Origin of the sequence: Flavobacterium sp. 2 (assembly GCF_049949195.1) — a bacterium.
Taxonomy (GTDB): Bacteria; Bacteroidota; Bacteroidia; order Flavobacteriales; family Flavobacteriaceae; genus Flavobacterium.
In genome coordinates, this window is record NZ_CP188206.1 from 1370877 (window position 1) to 1386805 (window position 15929).

Sequence of the window (15929 nt, forward strand, 5' to 3'; positions counted from 1 at the left end):
AACCAAAATCACAGCAAATGAAAAATTTATTTTACCTGTTTTTTGCTTTTCTTTTAGTCTCTTTTTCGAATGAAAAAAAAGAGGCCGAAATAACTGTTTCTATTCCGCTTGCTGGAAACGCATTCAGTTCTGAGCATGTCGATGGAAGCAATACAATTACGGACAATGGTATTGAAAACTGGACAAATGCAAAGGAATTTTTTACTGTTTATTTTAAAATTTCAAAACCAGGAACTTTTCAGATTTCTGTTGAAGAATCAGTAGAAGTTTTTGGAAAATCGGAAATTGAATTTTCAATAAATAATGAAGTTAAAAAAGTAACTTTCAATACTTCAAAAAAAGCGGTTTCCATTGGAATCTGGACAATAAAAAAAGAGGGTTATGTTGCCCTAAAAATAAAAGGAATTAATAAAAGCGGTACTCAATTTCCTTCCATCAACCGTATAACAATTTCAAGCAAAGATTTTGATGGAAAAATTTCTTATGTGCCAAATAACGAAGGAAACTTTTATCATTGGGGACGTCGCGGGCCTTCGGTTCATTTAAATTATCAAGTTCCCGAAAATATTAATGCCGAATGGTATTACAACGAAATTACAATTCCTAAAAACGAAGACAAAATAGGTTCATATTTTATGGCAAATGGTTTTGGTGAAGGTTATTTTGGGATTCAGGTAAATTCGGCAACAGAAAGAAGAATTTTATTCTCGGTTTGGAGTCCATTTACAACAGATGATCCGAAAAGTATTCCTGAAAATCAGAGAATAAAAATGCTGAAAAAAGGAGAAAATGTGCACACAGGAGAATTTGGAAGCGAAGGTTCTGGTGGTCAAAGTTATCTGAAATATATGTGGAAAGCTGGTACAACCTATAAATTCTTATTGCGAGGAAATCCTCAAAACGACAATTCTACAAATTATACCGCTTATTTTTATGCACCAGAATTAAAAAAATGGCTATTGATTGCGAGTTTCAATCGTCCTCAAACACATACTTATTTAAAAAGATTTCATTCCTTTTTAGAAAATTTCGTTCCGGAACAGGGTGATTTATCCCGTAGCGTTTTATTCAATAATCAATGGGTTTGTGATGAAAAAGGAAATTGGACTGAAGTTAATTCGGCTCGTTTTACAACAGACAATACCGGTGCAAAAGGCTATCGAATGGATTTTGCAGGTGGACTCGAAAATGATTCTTTTTATTTAAAAGATGGCGGTTTCTTCAACGATTTCACAACACCAAAAACCGTTTTCAAAAGACCATTAAAAAATAAAAAACCAGAAATCAATTTTGATGCTTTGCCTTAAAATTGATTGCTTTAAATAATCAAAAAAATAAATAACCACATATGAAAACTCGTATTTTAAAACTCTTTTTAATCGTCTGTATTTTATTTGGCTGGACAGTCTCGGCACAAATGATTAAAACCAAAACACCATCAAGACCAAAAGGTCAACAAGATGTACTCAGAATGGCGGCAGAGCCAATCCCAACTGTTCGTATTGCTTTCATCGGACTTGGAATGCGCGGTCCAGGAGCTGTTGAACGCATGACGCATATTCCGGGTGTTGAAATTGTGGCACTTTGCGATATGACTCAGGAAAATACTTCTAAAGCGAATGAAATTTTGACCAAAGCGGGATTTCCAAAAGCACAGGAATTTTATGGCGATGAAAATGCATGGAGAAAAGTAACAGCATTGCCAAATGTAGATTTAGTTTATGTAGCAACTGATTGGCTTCATCATGCTGTAATCGGTGTTCAAGCTATGAAAGACGGAAAACACGTTGCTATTGAAGTTCCGGGAGCATTGACAATGAAAGAAATATGGGAACTTATTGATACTTCAGAAAAAACAAGAAAACACTGCATGCAGTTAGAAAACTGTGTTTACGATTTCTTCGAATTGACTACTTTAAATATGGCACAACAAGGTTTATTTGGAGAAATTCTTCATGCTGAAGGTTCTTACATTCATGGTTTACAGCCGTTTTGGGGAGAATACTGGAACAACTGGAGAATGGATTACAATATCAAACACCGCGGCGATATTTATGCGACACACGGAATGGGACCTGCGTGTCAGGCACTAAATATTCACCGTGGTGACAAAATGAATTTCCTGGTTTCTATGGATACAAAAGCAGTTGGAAATCCTGCTTACATCAAAGAAAAATCAGGACAGGAAATTAAAGATTTTAGAAACGGAGATCATACCATGACGATGATTCGTACTGAAAATGGAAAAACAATCCAGATTCAGCATGATGTTACTTCGCCTCGTCCGTACAGCAGAATGTACCAATTGAGTGGTACAAAAGGTTTTGCAAACAAATATCCATTAGAAGGTTACGCCTTGGACGGAAAAGAACTTGGGGATGATGTTAAACCAAATCATGAAAAACTAAGCGCACACTCTTTTGTCCCTGAAGAAGTTAAAAAAGCATTAATGGAAAAATACAAACACCCGATTGCCAAAGGAATTGAGGAACAAGCTAAAAAAGTAGGCGGTCACGGCGGAATGGATTTTATTATGGATTATCGTTTAATTCACTGTCTGCAAAAAGGACTTCCATTAGATATGGACGTTTACGATTTAGCCGAATGGTCTTGCCTTGGTCCATTAACCGAAATTTCATTGGATAATAATTCAGCTCCTGTTGAAATCCCAGATTTTACTCGTGGAGGCTGGAATAAACTTAAAAAATTAGAGTTTTCTGAGTAAATATTTTTTATTGGTTAGTTAAAAGGGACAAGAGGGCATTATTTTAAAAAAATGCTCTCTTGTTTATTACAGTTATTTATAGTATTTCACTAATGAAAAAAATCTTATACACCTTTTTATTTTTGCTTTTCACAGCGTTATCGTCAACTGCACAGCAAAAGCAAACCTTTGCGATTCGCGATGGAAATTTTCTTTTAAATGGAAACCCGATCCAAATTCACTCTGGCGAAATGCATTACTCCCGAATTCCTCAGCCGTATTGGAGACATCGTTTAAAGATGATGAAAGCAATGGGCTTAAACGCTGTTGCTACTTATGTATTTTGGAATTATCATGAAATTGCTCCCGGAGTTTGGGATTTTAAAACAGGCAATAAAAATTTAGCCGAATATATTAGAACCGCTCAGGAAGAAGGTTTGTTTGTGATTTTACGTCCGGGACCTTACGTTTGTGCAGAATGGGAGTTTGGAGGTTATCCTTGGTTTTTACAGAATATTCCAAATATGGTTATTCGTGGCAATAACAAGGAATATTTAGCTGCTACAAAAGCTTATTTTACGGAATTATACAAACAGGTTGCCAATTTACAAGTTACGAAAGGCGGGCCAATTATCATGGTTCAGGGCGAAAATGAATTTGGTTCGTATGTTTCACAGCGAAAAGATATTCCGTTAGAAGAACATAAAAAATATAGTGCAGCTGTTTTTCAGCAATTAAAAGATGTTGGTTTTGAAGTTCCCTTTTTTACTTCAGATGGAAGCTGGCTTTTTGAAGGCGGTGCACTCCCTGGAGCTTTACCGACAGCAAATGGCGAAGACGATGTTGCAAAACTAAAAAAAGTGGTTGATCAATTCAATAATAATCTAGGTCCATACATGGTTGCTGAATTCTATCCGGGTTGGTTAGATCATTGGGCAGAACCATTTCCGACTCAAAAACCAGAACAAACCGTTCGTCAGACTAAAAAATATTTGGATAATAATGTGTCTTTCAATTATTATATGGTGCATGGCGGAACCAATTTCGGATTTACTTCTGGTGCCAATTATGATAAAGAACACGATATTCAGCCCGATATGACATCATACGATTATGATGCGCCAATGAGCGAAGCCGGCTGGGCAACTCCAAAATACAATGCTTTAAGAGAACTTTTAAAAACTAAAGAAACACCAAATATTCCAGAGCAATTTCCTGTAATCACGATTCCGAATATTTCTCTTTCGAAAGTGGTTGATTTGGAAGATTTAAAATCGAAAATAGAACCCGTTATTGAAGATATGCCACAAACATTTGAGCAATTAAATCAAGGCGACGGCTATGTTTGGTACAGCAAAAAATTCACACAGCCTATCAGTGGAAAATTAGAATTAAATGGATTAAGAGATTATGCAATAGTTTACGTTAACGGAAAAAAAGTTGCCGAATTAAACCGATATTACAAAAAATACAGCTGCGAAATTGAAGTTCCTTTCAATGCGACTTTAGATATTTTAGTCGAAAATATGGGGCGTATTAATTATGGTTCTCAAATTAATTCTAACAATAAAGGAATTATCAGTCCGGTAATTATTAATGGAGAAACGATTACCGGAAATTGGGAAATGTATAAATTCCCAATGAATAAAGAACCTGACTTAACGGCTTACAAAAACTCAGGAAAAACAAATCGTCCTGTTTTGTACCAAGGAACTTTTGATTTGAAAAAAACAGGAGATACATTTCTAGATATGAGAGACTTCGGAAAAGGAATTGTCTTTATCAACGGAATCAATATTGGCCGTTATTGGAGCGTTGGTCCACAACAAACACTTTATGTTCCAGGATGCTGGCTTAAAAAAGGAAAAAACCAAATTACCATTTTTGAACAAAAAAATGAAACTGTTCAAAAAGAAGTCAAAACAATTACAACGCCAATTCTACAAGATTTAAAATCTGAAAAAGGTTAAAACAAAAAAGCCATTCACCGCGGTGAATGGCTTTTTTTATATTCGTTTAAAAATTAGTTCCAGTTGAAAGTAATTTTCTTTTCGATTTCGCTGCTTAAACTTAAAAACACTGGGCAAGTCATTGCAGCACGTTCTAAAATCGTTTTGCTTTTTTCATCAGCATTACTTTTCATTTGAAATACAATTTCAATTGCTCCAATTCTTCTTGGTTCAGCATTCATAATTTTAGTTACTTCGGCTGTAGAGCCAACAAAATCAACTTCTAAATCACGGGCTTTAATTCCCATAATTGTCATCATACAACTTGCTAAAGCATTGGCAACTGTATCTGTTGGAGAAAAAGCCTCGCCTTTTCCGTTATTATCTAATGGCGCATCTGAGATAATTTCGCTTCCAGATTGCACGTGAATTGAACTTGTTCTTAAATCGCCTAAATAGGTTACTTTTGATGTCATTAATTTGCTGCTTTTAAAGTTAAATCGGTGTCGTAATATAAAATGTAAACACCTTTGTTTGCGTGTCCGCCATCTTCTTTTTTGTAATATTGAAATTTATTATCCACTTGTTCTGTGGTCATTAAATCTGCTGTTTCCTGATATGTTTTTCCTTGAACCAAACGCATCATAGTGTCAAAAGTAACATCAAATCCTTTCGTAGCATAAGTATTTGGATTCACTTTATTTTTCAATCTATATTCTTTTTTGAAAATCAATGCTCCAGCTTCATCACTTTCGCGTGTTACAGAAGGATACATCAATTTCAATTTTATCAAATTATCAAAACTGATTTCATCTGTATCTAATGTACTGTTTGGTTCTAAAATAACCAATTGTACCTGACATGTTTTTTGTGAATCAAGCAATGCTTTTATGGTAGTTTTTACCATAGCTGTATTTCCTGTTTCCATAACAACATAGTTCATTCTTCCGGGAAGAAGCAAACCTTTTAGATTGGCAACATCTAATCCGCCGGTTTCTGTCAAAGAAGCAAACACTACTCCTTTTTGATTCTGTTTGATATAATTTATAACCGATTCTTTTTTCTTGTCAACAACGGCTACTATATTTCCGTTTTTTGCACGCATATAATCAAAAACCGAATTACGAATTACATCATTAGATGGAATCGCTTGATATAAATTATCAATTGGGTTTGCAGTATCTTTTGATAACGGAGAAATTACCGGAACGTTATTTGAGCGAAGTGCATTTGCAGTTGCTTCAGCGTTACTTTGATAAAATGGTCCAATAATCGCGTTGGCATTCTGCAGTTTATTCTGAGCAATCAAACTAGAAATATTCGATGAAGTTTTAGTTTCTCCTGAATCGTAAATGGCAACATCAATTGGCAATTTCAACGTTTTAGCTGAATCAATTGCCATCATTGCTCCCGAATAAAAATCCAATGTCATATTTAAAAATTTATCGCTTTTAATTCGGTTTGCAGCACTTGTAGTATCACTTTGCATTTTAGCCAAATTAAACGGTAATAATAAAACTACTTTCTGGCGATCAGTCTGACCTCTTTTCTTTGTCAGTTCTACTATTTCAGGATCTGCAGAAACCGTTTCAGATTTCACTTTATCAACAATTTTAATACCGCTTGGAGCTGAAGTTTCCACAGCTTTTTCAATTGGCTTTTCAACAGCTTTTTCTACTGGTTGTGCCTGAGCGATAATCGGCTGAGGCGCTAAATATCCTGTCGGAACTTTCAAAACCATTCCTTCTTTTACACCTTCAGAAAGTGTCGGATTTAATGCTGTCAACTCCTCTTGGCTCAAATGAAAAGTTCTTCCTAAACTATAAAAAGTCTCTTTTGGCTTCACTTGATAATCCATATAAGTTGTTGCCTTTTTAGAAGTTTCCGTTTTTTTGGTTTCAGCAGGTTTTGTGGTGTTTGCAATTGGCGCTGCTTCCGTTTTTGGAGCAGTTCCTTTTATAGTCAATCGGTATCCAACTGGAAGGTTTGAAACAATTTCAGGATTTCTTTTTTCTAATTCTTCAACTGTCATATTATATTGCTTTGCGATACCAAATTTTGTTTCCTTTGGCGCAACATCATGATACACATATTTTTCCTGTGAACTATTTTTAGACGGTTTAGCACTAGCTGCTGTTTTTGGAGCTGAACCTTTTGCCGGAATTACTAATTTCTGTCCAACTACAACACCATCTTTTTCTAAAAATGGATTTGCGGCTTTCAACGCTTCATCTGAAATTCCATATTTATGTTCAATACTCCAAAAAGTTTCTTTTGGCTGTACTTCGTGAATAATATCTTTAGAATTAGCAGCCGTTTTCGCCACAGTTGGTTCAGATTTCACCACTGTTTTTGAACCGCTTGCAGGAATCAGCAAAACCGTATTTGGCTTTACACCATTTCTTGCATCAGGATTCAATGCATAAATATCATAAGGCGTAACTTTAAATTTTAATGCAATCTCATTTACAGTTTCATTTCCTGAAACGGTATATTTTACTGTCTTTCCCTGCGAAAAAGCAGAACAGGTTACAAAAAAAACAAGAAACAATAATGTTGAATAATATTTCATAATAGACTTAAAACAATTTAATTTTTAATTCAAAAACAAGTTACTAAATTCTTGTCAGAGCAAGATTCGGGCCAGTGTTAATTCCGTCCCAAATATTATCTCAGATCAATCTCGACCTTAGCAATAATTATCTCTTTATATAACTCATCTTCTTCCTTTTTCTTGCATTTATATAAAACTTCTTCCATATTTTCGAACTTATCCGAGTAAACATAATACGAAAGACTGTTTATATTGAAAAAGAAACTCGCGTTAAAATCACCAGAATCAATTAGTTTCATGATAAGCTTATCGCGTAGTGTTGCGTCTGTAAATATACCTAAAACTAAATAATAGCCATTGGAAACTTCTTTAAGATTATCAAAAACTTCAACCCTTACCGTTTTATCTTTTTTAAGCGGATTTTCTTCCAATTCGCGTTTCATTTCTTCTAATGAAACCACTTTTGAAGTTTCAGAAATCTCCGATTTATTTTGTTTTTTAATCGCCTCATCCTGATACTTTTTCAATTTTACCAAAGCCAGTTTATCATCAAATTTTCGAGCTTCCATACTATAATAGGAAGCTTTGCTGATATGTCTTTTTACTTCAATTTGTTTCTGAGTATCCAATGAATCAATTTTCGCTATCAAAAGCTGGTTTTGTGCATCGCCTTGCTCCTGCTCGATTTTATAACGCTTGATTTCTTCTAAAGAAAGTCTTTGCTGAATTGAAGTTACATTATTATTTTTCTCGCTTTCGCGGATTTTCTTCTTGTATTCCTGATTTTCTTCAACAGCTATTTTTTCTACTTTGTTCATCAAACCGGCATATGCTTTTCGATTTTCTGCCAATTCTTTTTTCAGTTGAGAAGATAATTCACTAGTTTTTCCAATGCTTTCATACGATTGTCTTTCCAGACGTTTTGATTCATCAACATTCATAATATCCATTCGTTTCAATTCAACTAAATCATTATTCATTGTATTTACTAACGAATCTAATTTGGCCATTAAAATATCCTGAACATTTTTATTGGCTTCTAAAACCAAACGCAATTTTTCAACCGAATTTTCTTTAGAACCATTCATATCATTTAGATTTACTTTCAAATCATTGATTTTGATAATCTTCTGATTCATTTCTTTCTGAATAACCAACCTGTCTTTCAAATCTTCTAATTCTACAGTTTTGGCTTTTGTTTTTTCAACCACAACTTGTTTTTCTGCAAGAGCAAGCATTAATTCTTCGCTTTCATTTGCAGGCTTAATTTCTTTTGTATTAATGGCTAATTTATTTCCAATAATCAATCCGTTTACAATTTCCGGATTTTGTGATTCTAATTGATCGATAGAAATTCCATATTTTTTTGCAATCGAAAATTTCGTTTCTTTTGGTTCAACAACATGAAAAATAGTTTCTTTATTAATCACACGAACTCTTCCGTCTAAAGTTTTTCTTTTATTCGGAATTAAAATAGTTTGCCCAATCTGCAATCCGTTTTGCAGCAACTCTTTATTTTCATTTTCTAAATCCTGAACTGAGACATTATATTGTCTGGCAATGCTGAATAAAGATTCTTTAGCAACAACAAGATGCGAAGATTTTGAAGTATTTGTGTTTTCAGTTTTTGAAAGATTTGAAGCGTTTTGCGGAATAATTAATTCCTGACCAACCTGAAGTCCGCCGGCAAGAATTTCTTTATTGGCTTCCTGAAGTGCTTCTTGAGAAACTTTGTATTTTTTTGATAAACCGTAAAGTGTTTCCTTTTCCCCAACAATATGAGTAATTTGTTGGTCTGATTTTGTTTTTTCTGAAGAATGAAACGGAATCTTAATAATCTGATTGTCTTTGATTCCATTTTGAGATTCAGGGTTGAACTTGTAGATTTCATCAACCGAAACCTTATATTTTTGGGCTATAAAATAAGCGGTTTCTCCCTTTTGAATTTTGTGCTCAATAAATGAATCTTGTGCAGTTATTCTGTTAAAAGACAAAATAAAGACAAGAAAAAACGTTAAAAATTCTCTCATAAATAGTAGGTTTAAAAAATTAAGGCATTACAAATGTAACGCCTTAATTTGAAAAATCTTACTATTCCCACTCAATTGTTGCAGGTGGTTTTGAACTAATATCGTAAACAACGCGATTCACGCCTTTTACTTTATTTATAATATCATTTGATACTTTCATCAAGAAATCATAAGGTAAATGAACCCAGTCAGCCGTCATACCGTCAGTTGATTCAACAGCTCTAAGCGCCACTACTTTTTCATAAGTACGCTCATCACCCATTACACCAACACTGTTTACCGGAAGTAAAATTGCTCCAGCCTGCCAAACTTTATCATATAATCCCCAAGATTTTAATCCTTCAATAAATACAGAATCAACATCTTGTAAAATTTGTACTTTCTCTGGAGTAATATCTCCTAAAATTCTGATTGATAATCCTGGTCCTGGGAAAGGGTGTCTTCCTAATAATTCAGGATCTATTCCTAATGTAGCACCAACTCTTCTCACTTCATCTTTAAAAAGCATTCTAAGTGGTTCTACAATTTTTAATTTCATATAATCTGGCAATCCACCAACATTGTGGTGCGATTTAATAGTTGCTGATGGTCCTTTTACCGAAACAGATTCAATAACGTCTGGGTAAATTGTTCCTTGCGCTAACCATTTTACGTCTTCTAATAAGTGTGATTCATCATCAAAAACTTCGATAAATACACGACCAATTGTTTTACGTTTCGTTTCAGGATCACTGATTCCAGCTAATTCGCCAAGGAAACGATCTCCGGCATCTACACCTTTTACGTTTAACCCCATTCCTTTGTATTGATCTAATACACTTTGGAATTCGTTTTTACGCAAAAGTCCGTTATTAACAAAGATGCAATATAAATTTTGTCCGATTGCTTTGTTTAATAAAACTGCAGCCACAGTAGAATCAACACCTCCAGATAAACCAAGAACCACTTTATCGTTTCCTAGTTTTTCTTTTAATTCTGCTACCATTTCGTCAACGAAAGCATTTGGAGTAAAGTTTTGAGGAACTTCAGCAATTTTTACTAAGAAGTTTTCTAACATTTTTTTTCCATCTGTTGAATGGTAAACTTCTGGATGGTATTGAATTGCATAAGTAGTTTCGCCTTCAATTTTGTAAGCAGCGTATTCTACGTCATGCGTACTAGCTAATTTTACAGCATTTGTTGGAAGCGCTTTGATACTATCGCTATGGCTCATCCAAACTTGACTATTTTCTGAAACTCCTTCGAAGAAAGTTTCACCTTCTTTAATATAAGACAAGTTTGCTCTTCCGTATTCTCTTGTATTAGAAGCTGCTACCTCACCACCGCTGAAATGCGCTAAATATTGCGCTCCATAACAAACGGCCAATAAAGGCATTTTACCTCTAATTTGCGATAAATCAGGATGCGGTGCATCTTCTCCTCTAACAGAGAAAGGACTTCCTCCTAAAATTACGGCTTTATAACTTGATAAATCACTCGGAATGTGATTGTAAGGGAAAATTTCGCAGAATATATTTAATTCGCGAACTCTACGCGCAATAAGCTGAGTATATTGCGATCCGAAATCTAAAATAAGTACGTTGTGTTGCATGCGCAAAAATACTTTTTATATTCCAAAATGAAAAATCGGAGCAATGAAAAAAAATATTTTTTTTTCATTTTAGGTTCTAAGATGCTAAGTTGCTAAGGTTCTGAGTTTTTTTCAACGTAATAAAAAGGTAAAAAACTTAGTTACTTAGAATCTTAGCAACTTAGCATCTTAGAAAAAATCCAAACCTCAAAATATTTCGTATCTAACGAAAAACCCAATTTAAATTTAACTATGAAATCAAAATTTATTGCCTTGACGGTTTTACTGTCAATCTTTTTAACTTCTTGTGATGCTGTTGATGATTTATTGACATTCAGTATTTCGAATGAAACTTCAATAAAAATTAAAAGTACTTCGCCTATTAATCTGCCTTCGGAAATAATCACGCCGGAAGTAACGACAAATTCTTCTGCCGAATTTGAAAACAACAAAACAAAAGCTAGTCTTGTAAAAGATGTAAAACTGAGATCATTAAAATTATCGATTTCTGATCCGTCTGATAAAACATTTACGTTTTTAAAATCGGTTCACTTGTATATTTCCACTACAAACTCTGACGAAATTGAATTGGCTTATCAGGACAATATCATGTCAACCAGCAACACAATCGATTTGATTTGTACCGATAAAAAACTGGATCAATACATAAAAGCAGATAGTTACAAAATTAGAACTCAGGTAACACTGAAAGAAACTTTAACCAAAGACGTAACGGTTAAAGCTGATATGAAGTTTAAAGTTACTGCAGATCCGTTTTAATCTAAGGTTCTGAGTTGCTAAGACTCTAAGTTGCTAAGATTCTAAATCAAAACTTAGAATCTTAGCAATATATAATTATATAAATCAATTCTTATTTTGATTTTTTCCCAACTTTTTCATCTTCTTTTATAATGACAAATTTTGCCTGTACTCCTGTATTTAAATTTTGCCATAAATCAGATAAAATGAATTTACCTTCTGCATCATATATCTGGAATTCTCCAGTATTTCCACCAAGTTCCCCTTTATTAAGAGCAATCAATTCAAAGGTGTTAATTCCATCTTTAAGATAAATTTTAAACTCCTGATAATCAGACCTTAAAAGCATTCTTTCTCTTATAACATCTTGATTTAAAACGGCTTTAATTAAATCTCCATCAATAGCACCATAATCACGGCATTTGATAAGAAACCAAGACGAACTTGTTCTTATATCACCATAACTGATATCTGTCATAACTAAAGGCTGCTGATCTTCTTTTAATCCTGCATCTTTTAAAGCCTTATCCAAATCTTTTTCCATTTTGTCCACATATCGATCCCCTGGATTGGCAAACTGTTTTTCAGTTGACATTGAAAATTTGCTTTTTTCTTCTCCAACCTGAAATTTAGATTTTGTTGTTAATTTGGTATTATCGTAAACATTTGGTGTTTTTATACTCGGAATTTCACCATTTGGTGCAGCCGGATCATCTAAACTTGGCATATCTGGAGCAGGTATTTTTTTTGGTTTTGCGCCAAACTTTGGAGCTGGAATACTCTTGAATTTAGTACTAAATTCCGTTTGGGCTGATACCGAGGCAACAGTAAAAAATAATATGACAAATAAAATGTGCTTCATTGAAAAAGTTTTATCGAATCGGCTTTTATAATTTTATAAAATATTTATAGCAAAGCAAAAATAACATAATTTGTTTCTGAACTTTCACTTTAAGGTTTTTATAACAATTATTTGGGCTAATTTTTAGAATCAAAAAACCTGCCAAGTTTAATTCAAATTGTAAAAATTAAATATCATCTATAAGATATCCTAATTAATTTCTTTTGTAAAAATTTTGTTATAAAATCTTCTTTTGCTTTGACAGTAAGCAACTTATTCCTAAATTCAAGGTTTAAATTTTTCTTCATTAAAAAAATAGGAAAATGGATTATATCGACTACTATAAAACATTGGAAATTACGAAAACTGCGACGGAAGCTGAAATCAAGAAAGCTTACAGAAAACTAGCTCGTAAGTATCATCCTGATCTAAATCCGAATGATAAGGAGGCAGAAAAAAAATTCAAGGAAATAAACGAAGCAAATGAGGTTTTGAGCAATCCTGAAAACCGCAAAAAATACGATAAATACGGAAAAGACTGGAAACATGCCGATGAATTTGAAAAAGCAGGTTATGATCCAAATCAGCAACAACAGCAATATTCAAGACAACAAAGCGGACAGGATTTTTCTGGTTTTGGAGGTGATTTTTCAGGAAGTGATTTCTCCGATTTCTTCAATTCAATGTACGGATCTGGACGAAGCAGCCGAGCTCAGTCCAAATATCGTGGCCAAGATTTTAATGCCGAATTACAGCTCGATTTAGCATCGGCATATACCACACACAAACAAAGCCTGACCGTTAATGGCAAAAACATCAGAATCACTATTCCGGCCGGAGTTGAAAACGGTCAGGTTATAAAAATCTCAGGACATGGCGGCGCCGGTGTAAATGGCGGACCAAATGGCGATTTGTACATTACTTTTTTAATTGAAAACAATTCTGATTTTAAAAGAGACGGCAATAATTTATATTCAAATGTCGATTTGGATTTATATACTGCCATTCTTGGTGGAGAAATCAGCATTAAAACTTTTGATGGAAAAGTAAAAATAAAAGTTCCTGCCGAAACACAAACCGGAACAAAAGTCAAATTAAAAGGAAAAGGATTTCCTGTTTATAAAAAAGACAATCAATTTGGCGATTTGTATGTGACATACAACCTAAAAATTCCAACCAAATTATCAGAAAAAGAAAAAGAATTATTTGCAGAATTAGCTAAACTTAGAAATCATGGCCAGTAAAAATTTAATTCAAATAAAACAGTTTTGTTTGTATCACGAAATTGAAAATACATTTATAAAAGACCTTAATAGTTATGGTTTGGTCAAAATTATTTTTGAAGAAAATGATGAATATTTAGAGCCTGAACAATTACCCTCAATCGAAAAAATGATGCGCATGCATTATGATCTGAATATCAATTTAGAAGGAATTGACGCTATTTATCATCTGCTAAATAAAATTGAAACTTTACAGCAACATTTAACAAATACCCAAAACAAACTTAGAATTTACGAAGAACAGGAAGTAAGAGAATAAGCAAATGGGATTTTAAAATATCACAAAAAAGAAAGATTTATGATAGGATTTCAAACCAAAATGATTCTTTTTCATCACCTTATTTTATAAATTGCAACGCATTAATTAACCTGGATTTGTTTTTAAAAAACACCAAAAACAATTCAAAAAAAATCATAAAATGAAAAGAGAAAACATCTTAACAGGATCACCGTGGGAAGACAAAATGGGATACTGCCGTGCTGTAAGAATTGGTAATATCATCGAGGTTTCAGGAACTGTAGCGATTGTTGATGGCGACAAAGTTAAAGCCGATGACGCATACGCACAGACATATAACATTATTGAACGTGTTGAAAAAGTTCTTGAAGATTTGAACGTTGGAATTAAAGATGTTATCAGAACAAGAATTTTCACTACAGATGTTTCTACTTTTGAAGAAGTTGCCAGAGCACATTCGGCTTTCTTTAAAGATGTAAAACCTACAACCGGATTTTATGAAATCAGCAAATTAGTTGCTCCTGAATATTTGGTTGAAATCGAATTTACAGCTGTAGTACAATAATATTGTTCCGCCATGAATTCACGAATTATTTATTATTAAAGTATTCAATTCTTTACATTTGTGATTCGTGGCGAAAAAAACGCTTCTCTTTAAAAAATGACTTCCCAAAACCTAAAACAATTATTGCTTTCTATTTCAAAATGGATAATTATTTGTGCATTAATTGGCATATTTTCAGGATCCGCTTCAGCATTTTTTCTAGTTTCTTTAGAATGGGTTACCCAATTTAGAATTGCACACGATTGGATTATTTGGCTTTTGCCAATTGGCGGATTATTAGTTGGTTTAAGCTATTATTACTTCGGAGAATCTGTTGTAAAAGGGAATAATTTATTATTGGAAGAATACGAAAATCCACAGAAAACTATTCCGTTTAAAATGGCGCCTTTAGTTCTTTTGGGAACTTTAATCACGCATTTATTTGGAGGTTCTGCCGGACGCGAAGGTACAGCAGTTCAAATGGGAGGAGCGATTGCTGATCAATTCACCAAATTTTTCAAACTCGATAATTCCGAACGCAAAATTTTAATTATTCTTGGAATCAGCGCAGGTTTTGCATCCGTTTTCGGAACACCTTTGGCCGGTGCTATTTTTGCTTTAGAGGTTTTATATTTTAGTAAAATCAATTTCAAAAGTATTTTGCTTTCTTTTTTAGTAGCTTATGCTGCCTATTTCACTGTTGAATTTTGGGAAATCAAACATACGCATTACAGTATTCCGGTTGTACCTGAATTAAGCTCTAGTAGCTTATTTTACACTATAGTTTTAGGATTATTATCGGGCTTGGCTGCTTTATTGTTTGCAAGAAGCACTCATTTTTGGAGTTCTCTTTTTTCAAAAAATATAAAATATCCACCACTTCGTCCCGTTATTGGCGGCGTGGTTTTAGCAATTGCATTTGGATATTTTGGATTCACACAATTTTCCGGCCTTGGTGTTCCTTATATTGTTGATTCATTTAATCATCCAAATGAATGGTATGATTTTCTTCTTAAAATTCTTTTCACCGGATTTACTTTGGGTGCTGGTTTTAAAGGAGGTGAAGTAACTCCGTTATTTTTTATTGGCGCAGCTTTAGGCAGTGCATTATTTTATATTTTTCCAATGCCAATTGCACTTTTGGCCGGAATGGGTTTTGTCGCTGTCTTTTCGGGTGCCACCCATACTCCTTTTGCTTGCACGATAATGGGAATGGAATTATTCGGAATAGAGCCTGGAATTTTCATAGCCATTGCATGCACTGTAGCCTATTTTTCTTCAGGTTCTGTGGGAATTTATAAATCACAAATTGTAAAAGGTCCGAAGTATAAATTATATCAAAAATTTCAGAAGAAGGAATTAGAACATCTGTAATTAAAATTCTAAAACTTAAATTACAAAAATTCACAACTCATAACTCCTAACTTAAAAGTGTGTTAATCTATAAAATGATTGCA

The 15929-nt window shown here is 33.7% G+C and carries 13 protein-coding genes; 8 read left to right on the forward strand and 5 right to left on the reverse strand.

Translation table 11 applies throughout. The features are described from left to right. Nucleotides 1–17: 17 nt before the first annotated feature. The 3 genes from ACNFIH_RS05795 to ACNFIH_RS05805 all read left to right on the forward strand — a co-directional run bounded on the left by ACNFIH_RS05795 (nucleotide 18) and on the right by ACNFIH_RS05805 (nucleotide 4674). Nucleotides 18–1307, forward strand: a complete 1290-nt coding sequence (locus tag ACNFIH_RS05795; protein ID WP_426485867.1) for a DUF3472 domain-containing protein — start codon at nucleotides 18–20, stop codon at nucleotides 1305–1307. 41 nt (nucleotides 1308–1348) lie between these two features. Continuing rightward, on the forward strand, nucleotides 1349–2725 hold the full coding sequence (locus tag ACNFIH_RS05800) for a Gfo/Idh/MocA family protein (RefSeq protein WP_426485868.1): 1377 nt from the start codon (nucleotides 1349–1351) through the stop codon (nucleotides 2723–2725). 92 nt (nucleotides 2726–2817) lie between these two features. Then, complete coding sequence (locus ACNFIH_RS05805; protein WP_426485869.1) at nucleotides 2818–4674, forward strand: glycoside hydrolase family 35 protein; 1857 nt, start codon at nucleotides 2818–2820, stop codon at nucleotides 4672–4674. A gap of 53 nt (nucleotides 4675–4727) precedes the next feature. Here ACNFIH_RS05805 and ACNFIH_RS05810 read toward each other — a convergent pair whose 3' ends face one another. From ACNFIH_RS05810 to guaA, 4 genes are all read right to left on the reverse strand, one after another. Then, complete coding sequence (locus ACNFIH_RS05810; RefSeq protein WP_008462463.1) at nucleotides 4728–5129, reverse strand: OsmC family protein; 402 nt, start codon at nucleotides 5127–5129, stop codon at nucleotides 4728–4730. Beyond that, nucleotides 5129–7225, reverse strand: a complete 2097-nt coding sequence (locus ACNFIH_RS05815) for a LysM peptidoglycan-binding domain-containing protein (protein WP_426485870.1) — start codon at nucleotides 7223–7225, stop codon at nucleotides 5129–5131. Before ACNFIH_RS05815 ends, ACNFIH_RS05810 begins: the two co-directional genes overlap by 1 nt. 95 nt (nucleotides 7226–7320) lie before the next feature. Beyond that, nucleotides 7321–9237, reverse strand: a complete 1917-nt coding sequence (locus ACNFIH_RS05820; protein ID WP_426485871.1) for a LysM peptidoglycan-binding domain-containing protein — start codon at nucleotides 9235–9237, stop codon at nucleotides 7321–7323. 61 nt (nucleotides 9238–9298) lie between these two features. Continuing rightward, nucleotides 9299–10828, reverse strand: coding sequence for a glutamine-hydrolyzing GMP synthase (gene guaA / locus ACNFIH_RS05825; RefSeq protein ID WP_426485872.1), 1530 nt, complete (start codon nucleotides 10826–10828; stop codon nucleotides 9299–9301). Nucleotides 10829–11059: 231 nt separating this feature from the next. Between guaA and ACNFIH_RS05830 the strand changes: the two genes are divergently transcribed. Then, a complete protein-coding gene (locus tag ACNFIH_RS05830) occupies nucleotides 11060–11587 on the forward strand; it encodes a hypothetical protein (RefSeq protein WP_426485873.1) in 528 nt (175 codons plus the stop codon). A 91-nt stretch (nucleotides 11588–11678) separates the two neighbouring features. Here the strand turns inward: ACNFIH_RS05830 and ACNFIH_RS05835 are convergent, their stop codons facing one another. Beyond that, entirely contained in the window at nucleotides 11679–12428 is a 750-nt protein-coding gene (locus ACNFIH_RS05835) for a hypothetical protein (protein WP_426485874.1), read from the reverse strand. A gap of 302 nt (nucleotides 12429–12730) precedes the next feature. Here ACNFIH_RS05835 and ACNFIH_RS05840 point away from each other — a divergent pair, with 302 nt between their 5' ends. The 4 genes from ACNFIH_RS05840 to ACNFIH_RS05855 all read left to right on the forward strand — a co-directional run bounded on the left by ACNFIH_RS05840 (nucleotide 12731) and on the right by ACNFIH_RS05855 (nucleotide 15846). Continuing rightward, the gene (locus tag ACNFIH_RS05840) at nucleotides 12731–13651 is read left to right on the forward strand and encodes a DnaJ C-terminal domain-containing protein (protein ID WP_426485875.1); all 921 of its coding nucleotides are present in this window, start codon (nucleotides 12731–12733) and stop codon (nucleotides 13649–13651) included. Continuing rightward, entirely contained in the window at nucleotides 13641–13949 is a 309-nt protein-coding gene (locus ACNFIH_RS05845) for a chaperone modulator CbpM (RefSeq protein ID WP_426485876.1), read from the forward strand. Before ACNFIH_RS05840 ends, ACNFIH_RS05845 begins: the two co-directional genes overlap by 11 nt. A gap of 160 nt (nucleotides 13950–14109) precedes the next feature. Further along, entirely contained in the window at nucleotides 14110–14493 is a 384-nt protein-coding gene (locus tag ACNFIH_RS05850) for a RidA family protein (protein WP_035648901.1), read from the forward strand. A gap of 96 nt (nucleotides 14494–14589) precedes the next feature. Next, on the forward strand, nucleotides 14590–15846 hold the full coding sequence (locus ACNFIH_RS05855; protein WP_426485877.1) for a voltage-gated chloride channel family protein: 1257 nt from the start codon (nucleotides 14590–14592) through the stop codon (nucleotides 15844–15846). Nucleotides 15847–15929: the final 83 nt, after the last annotated feature.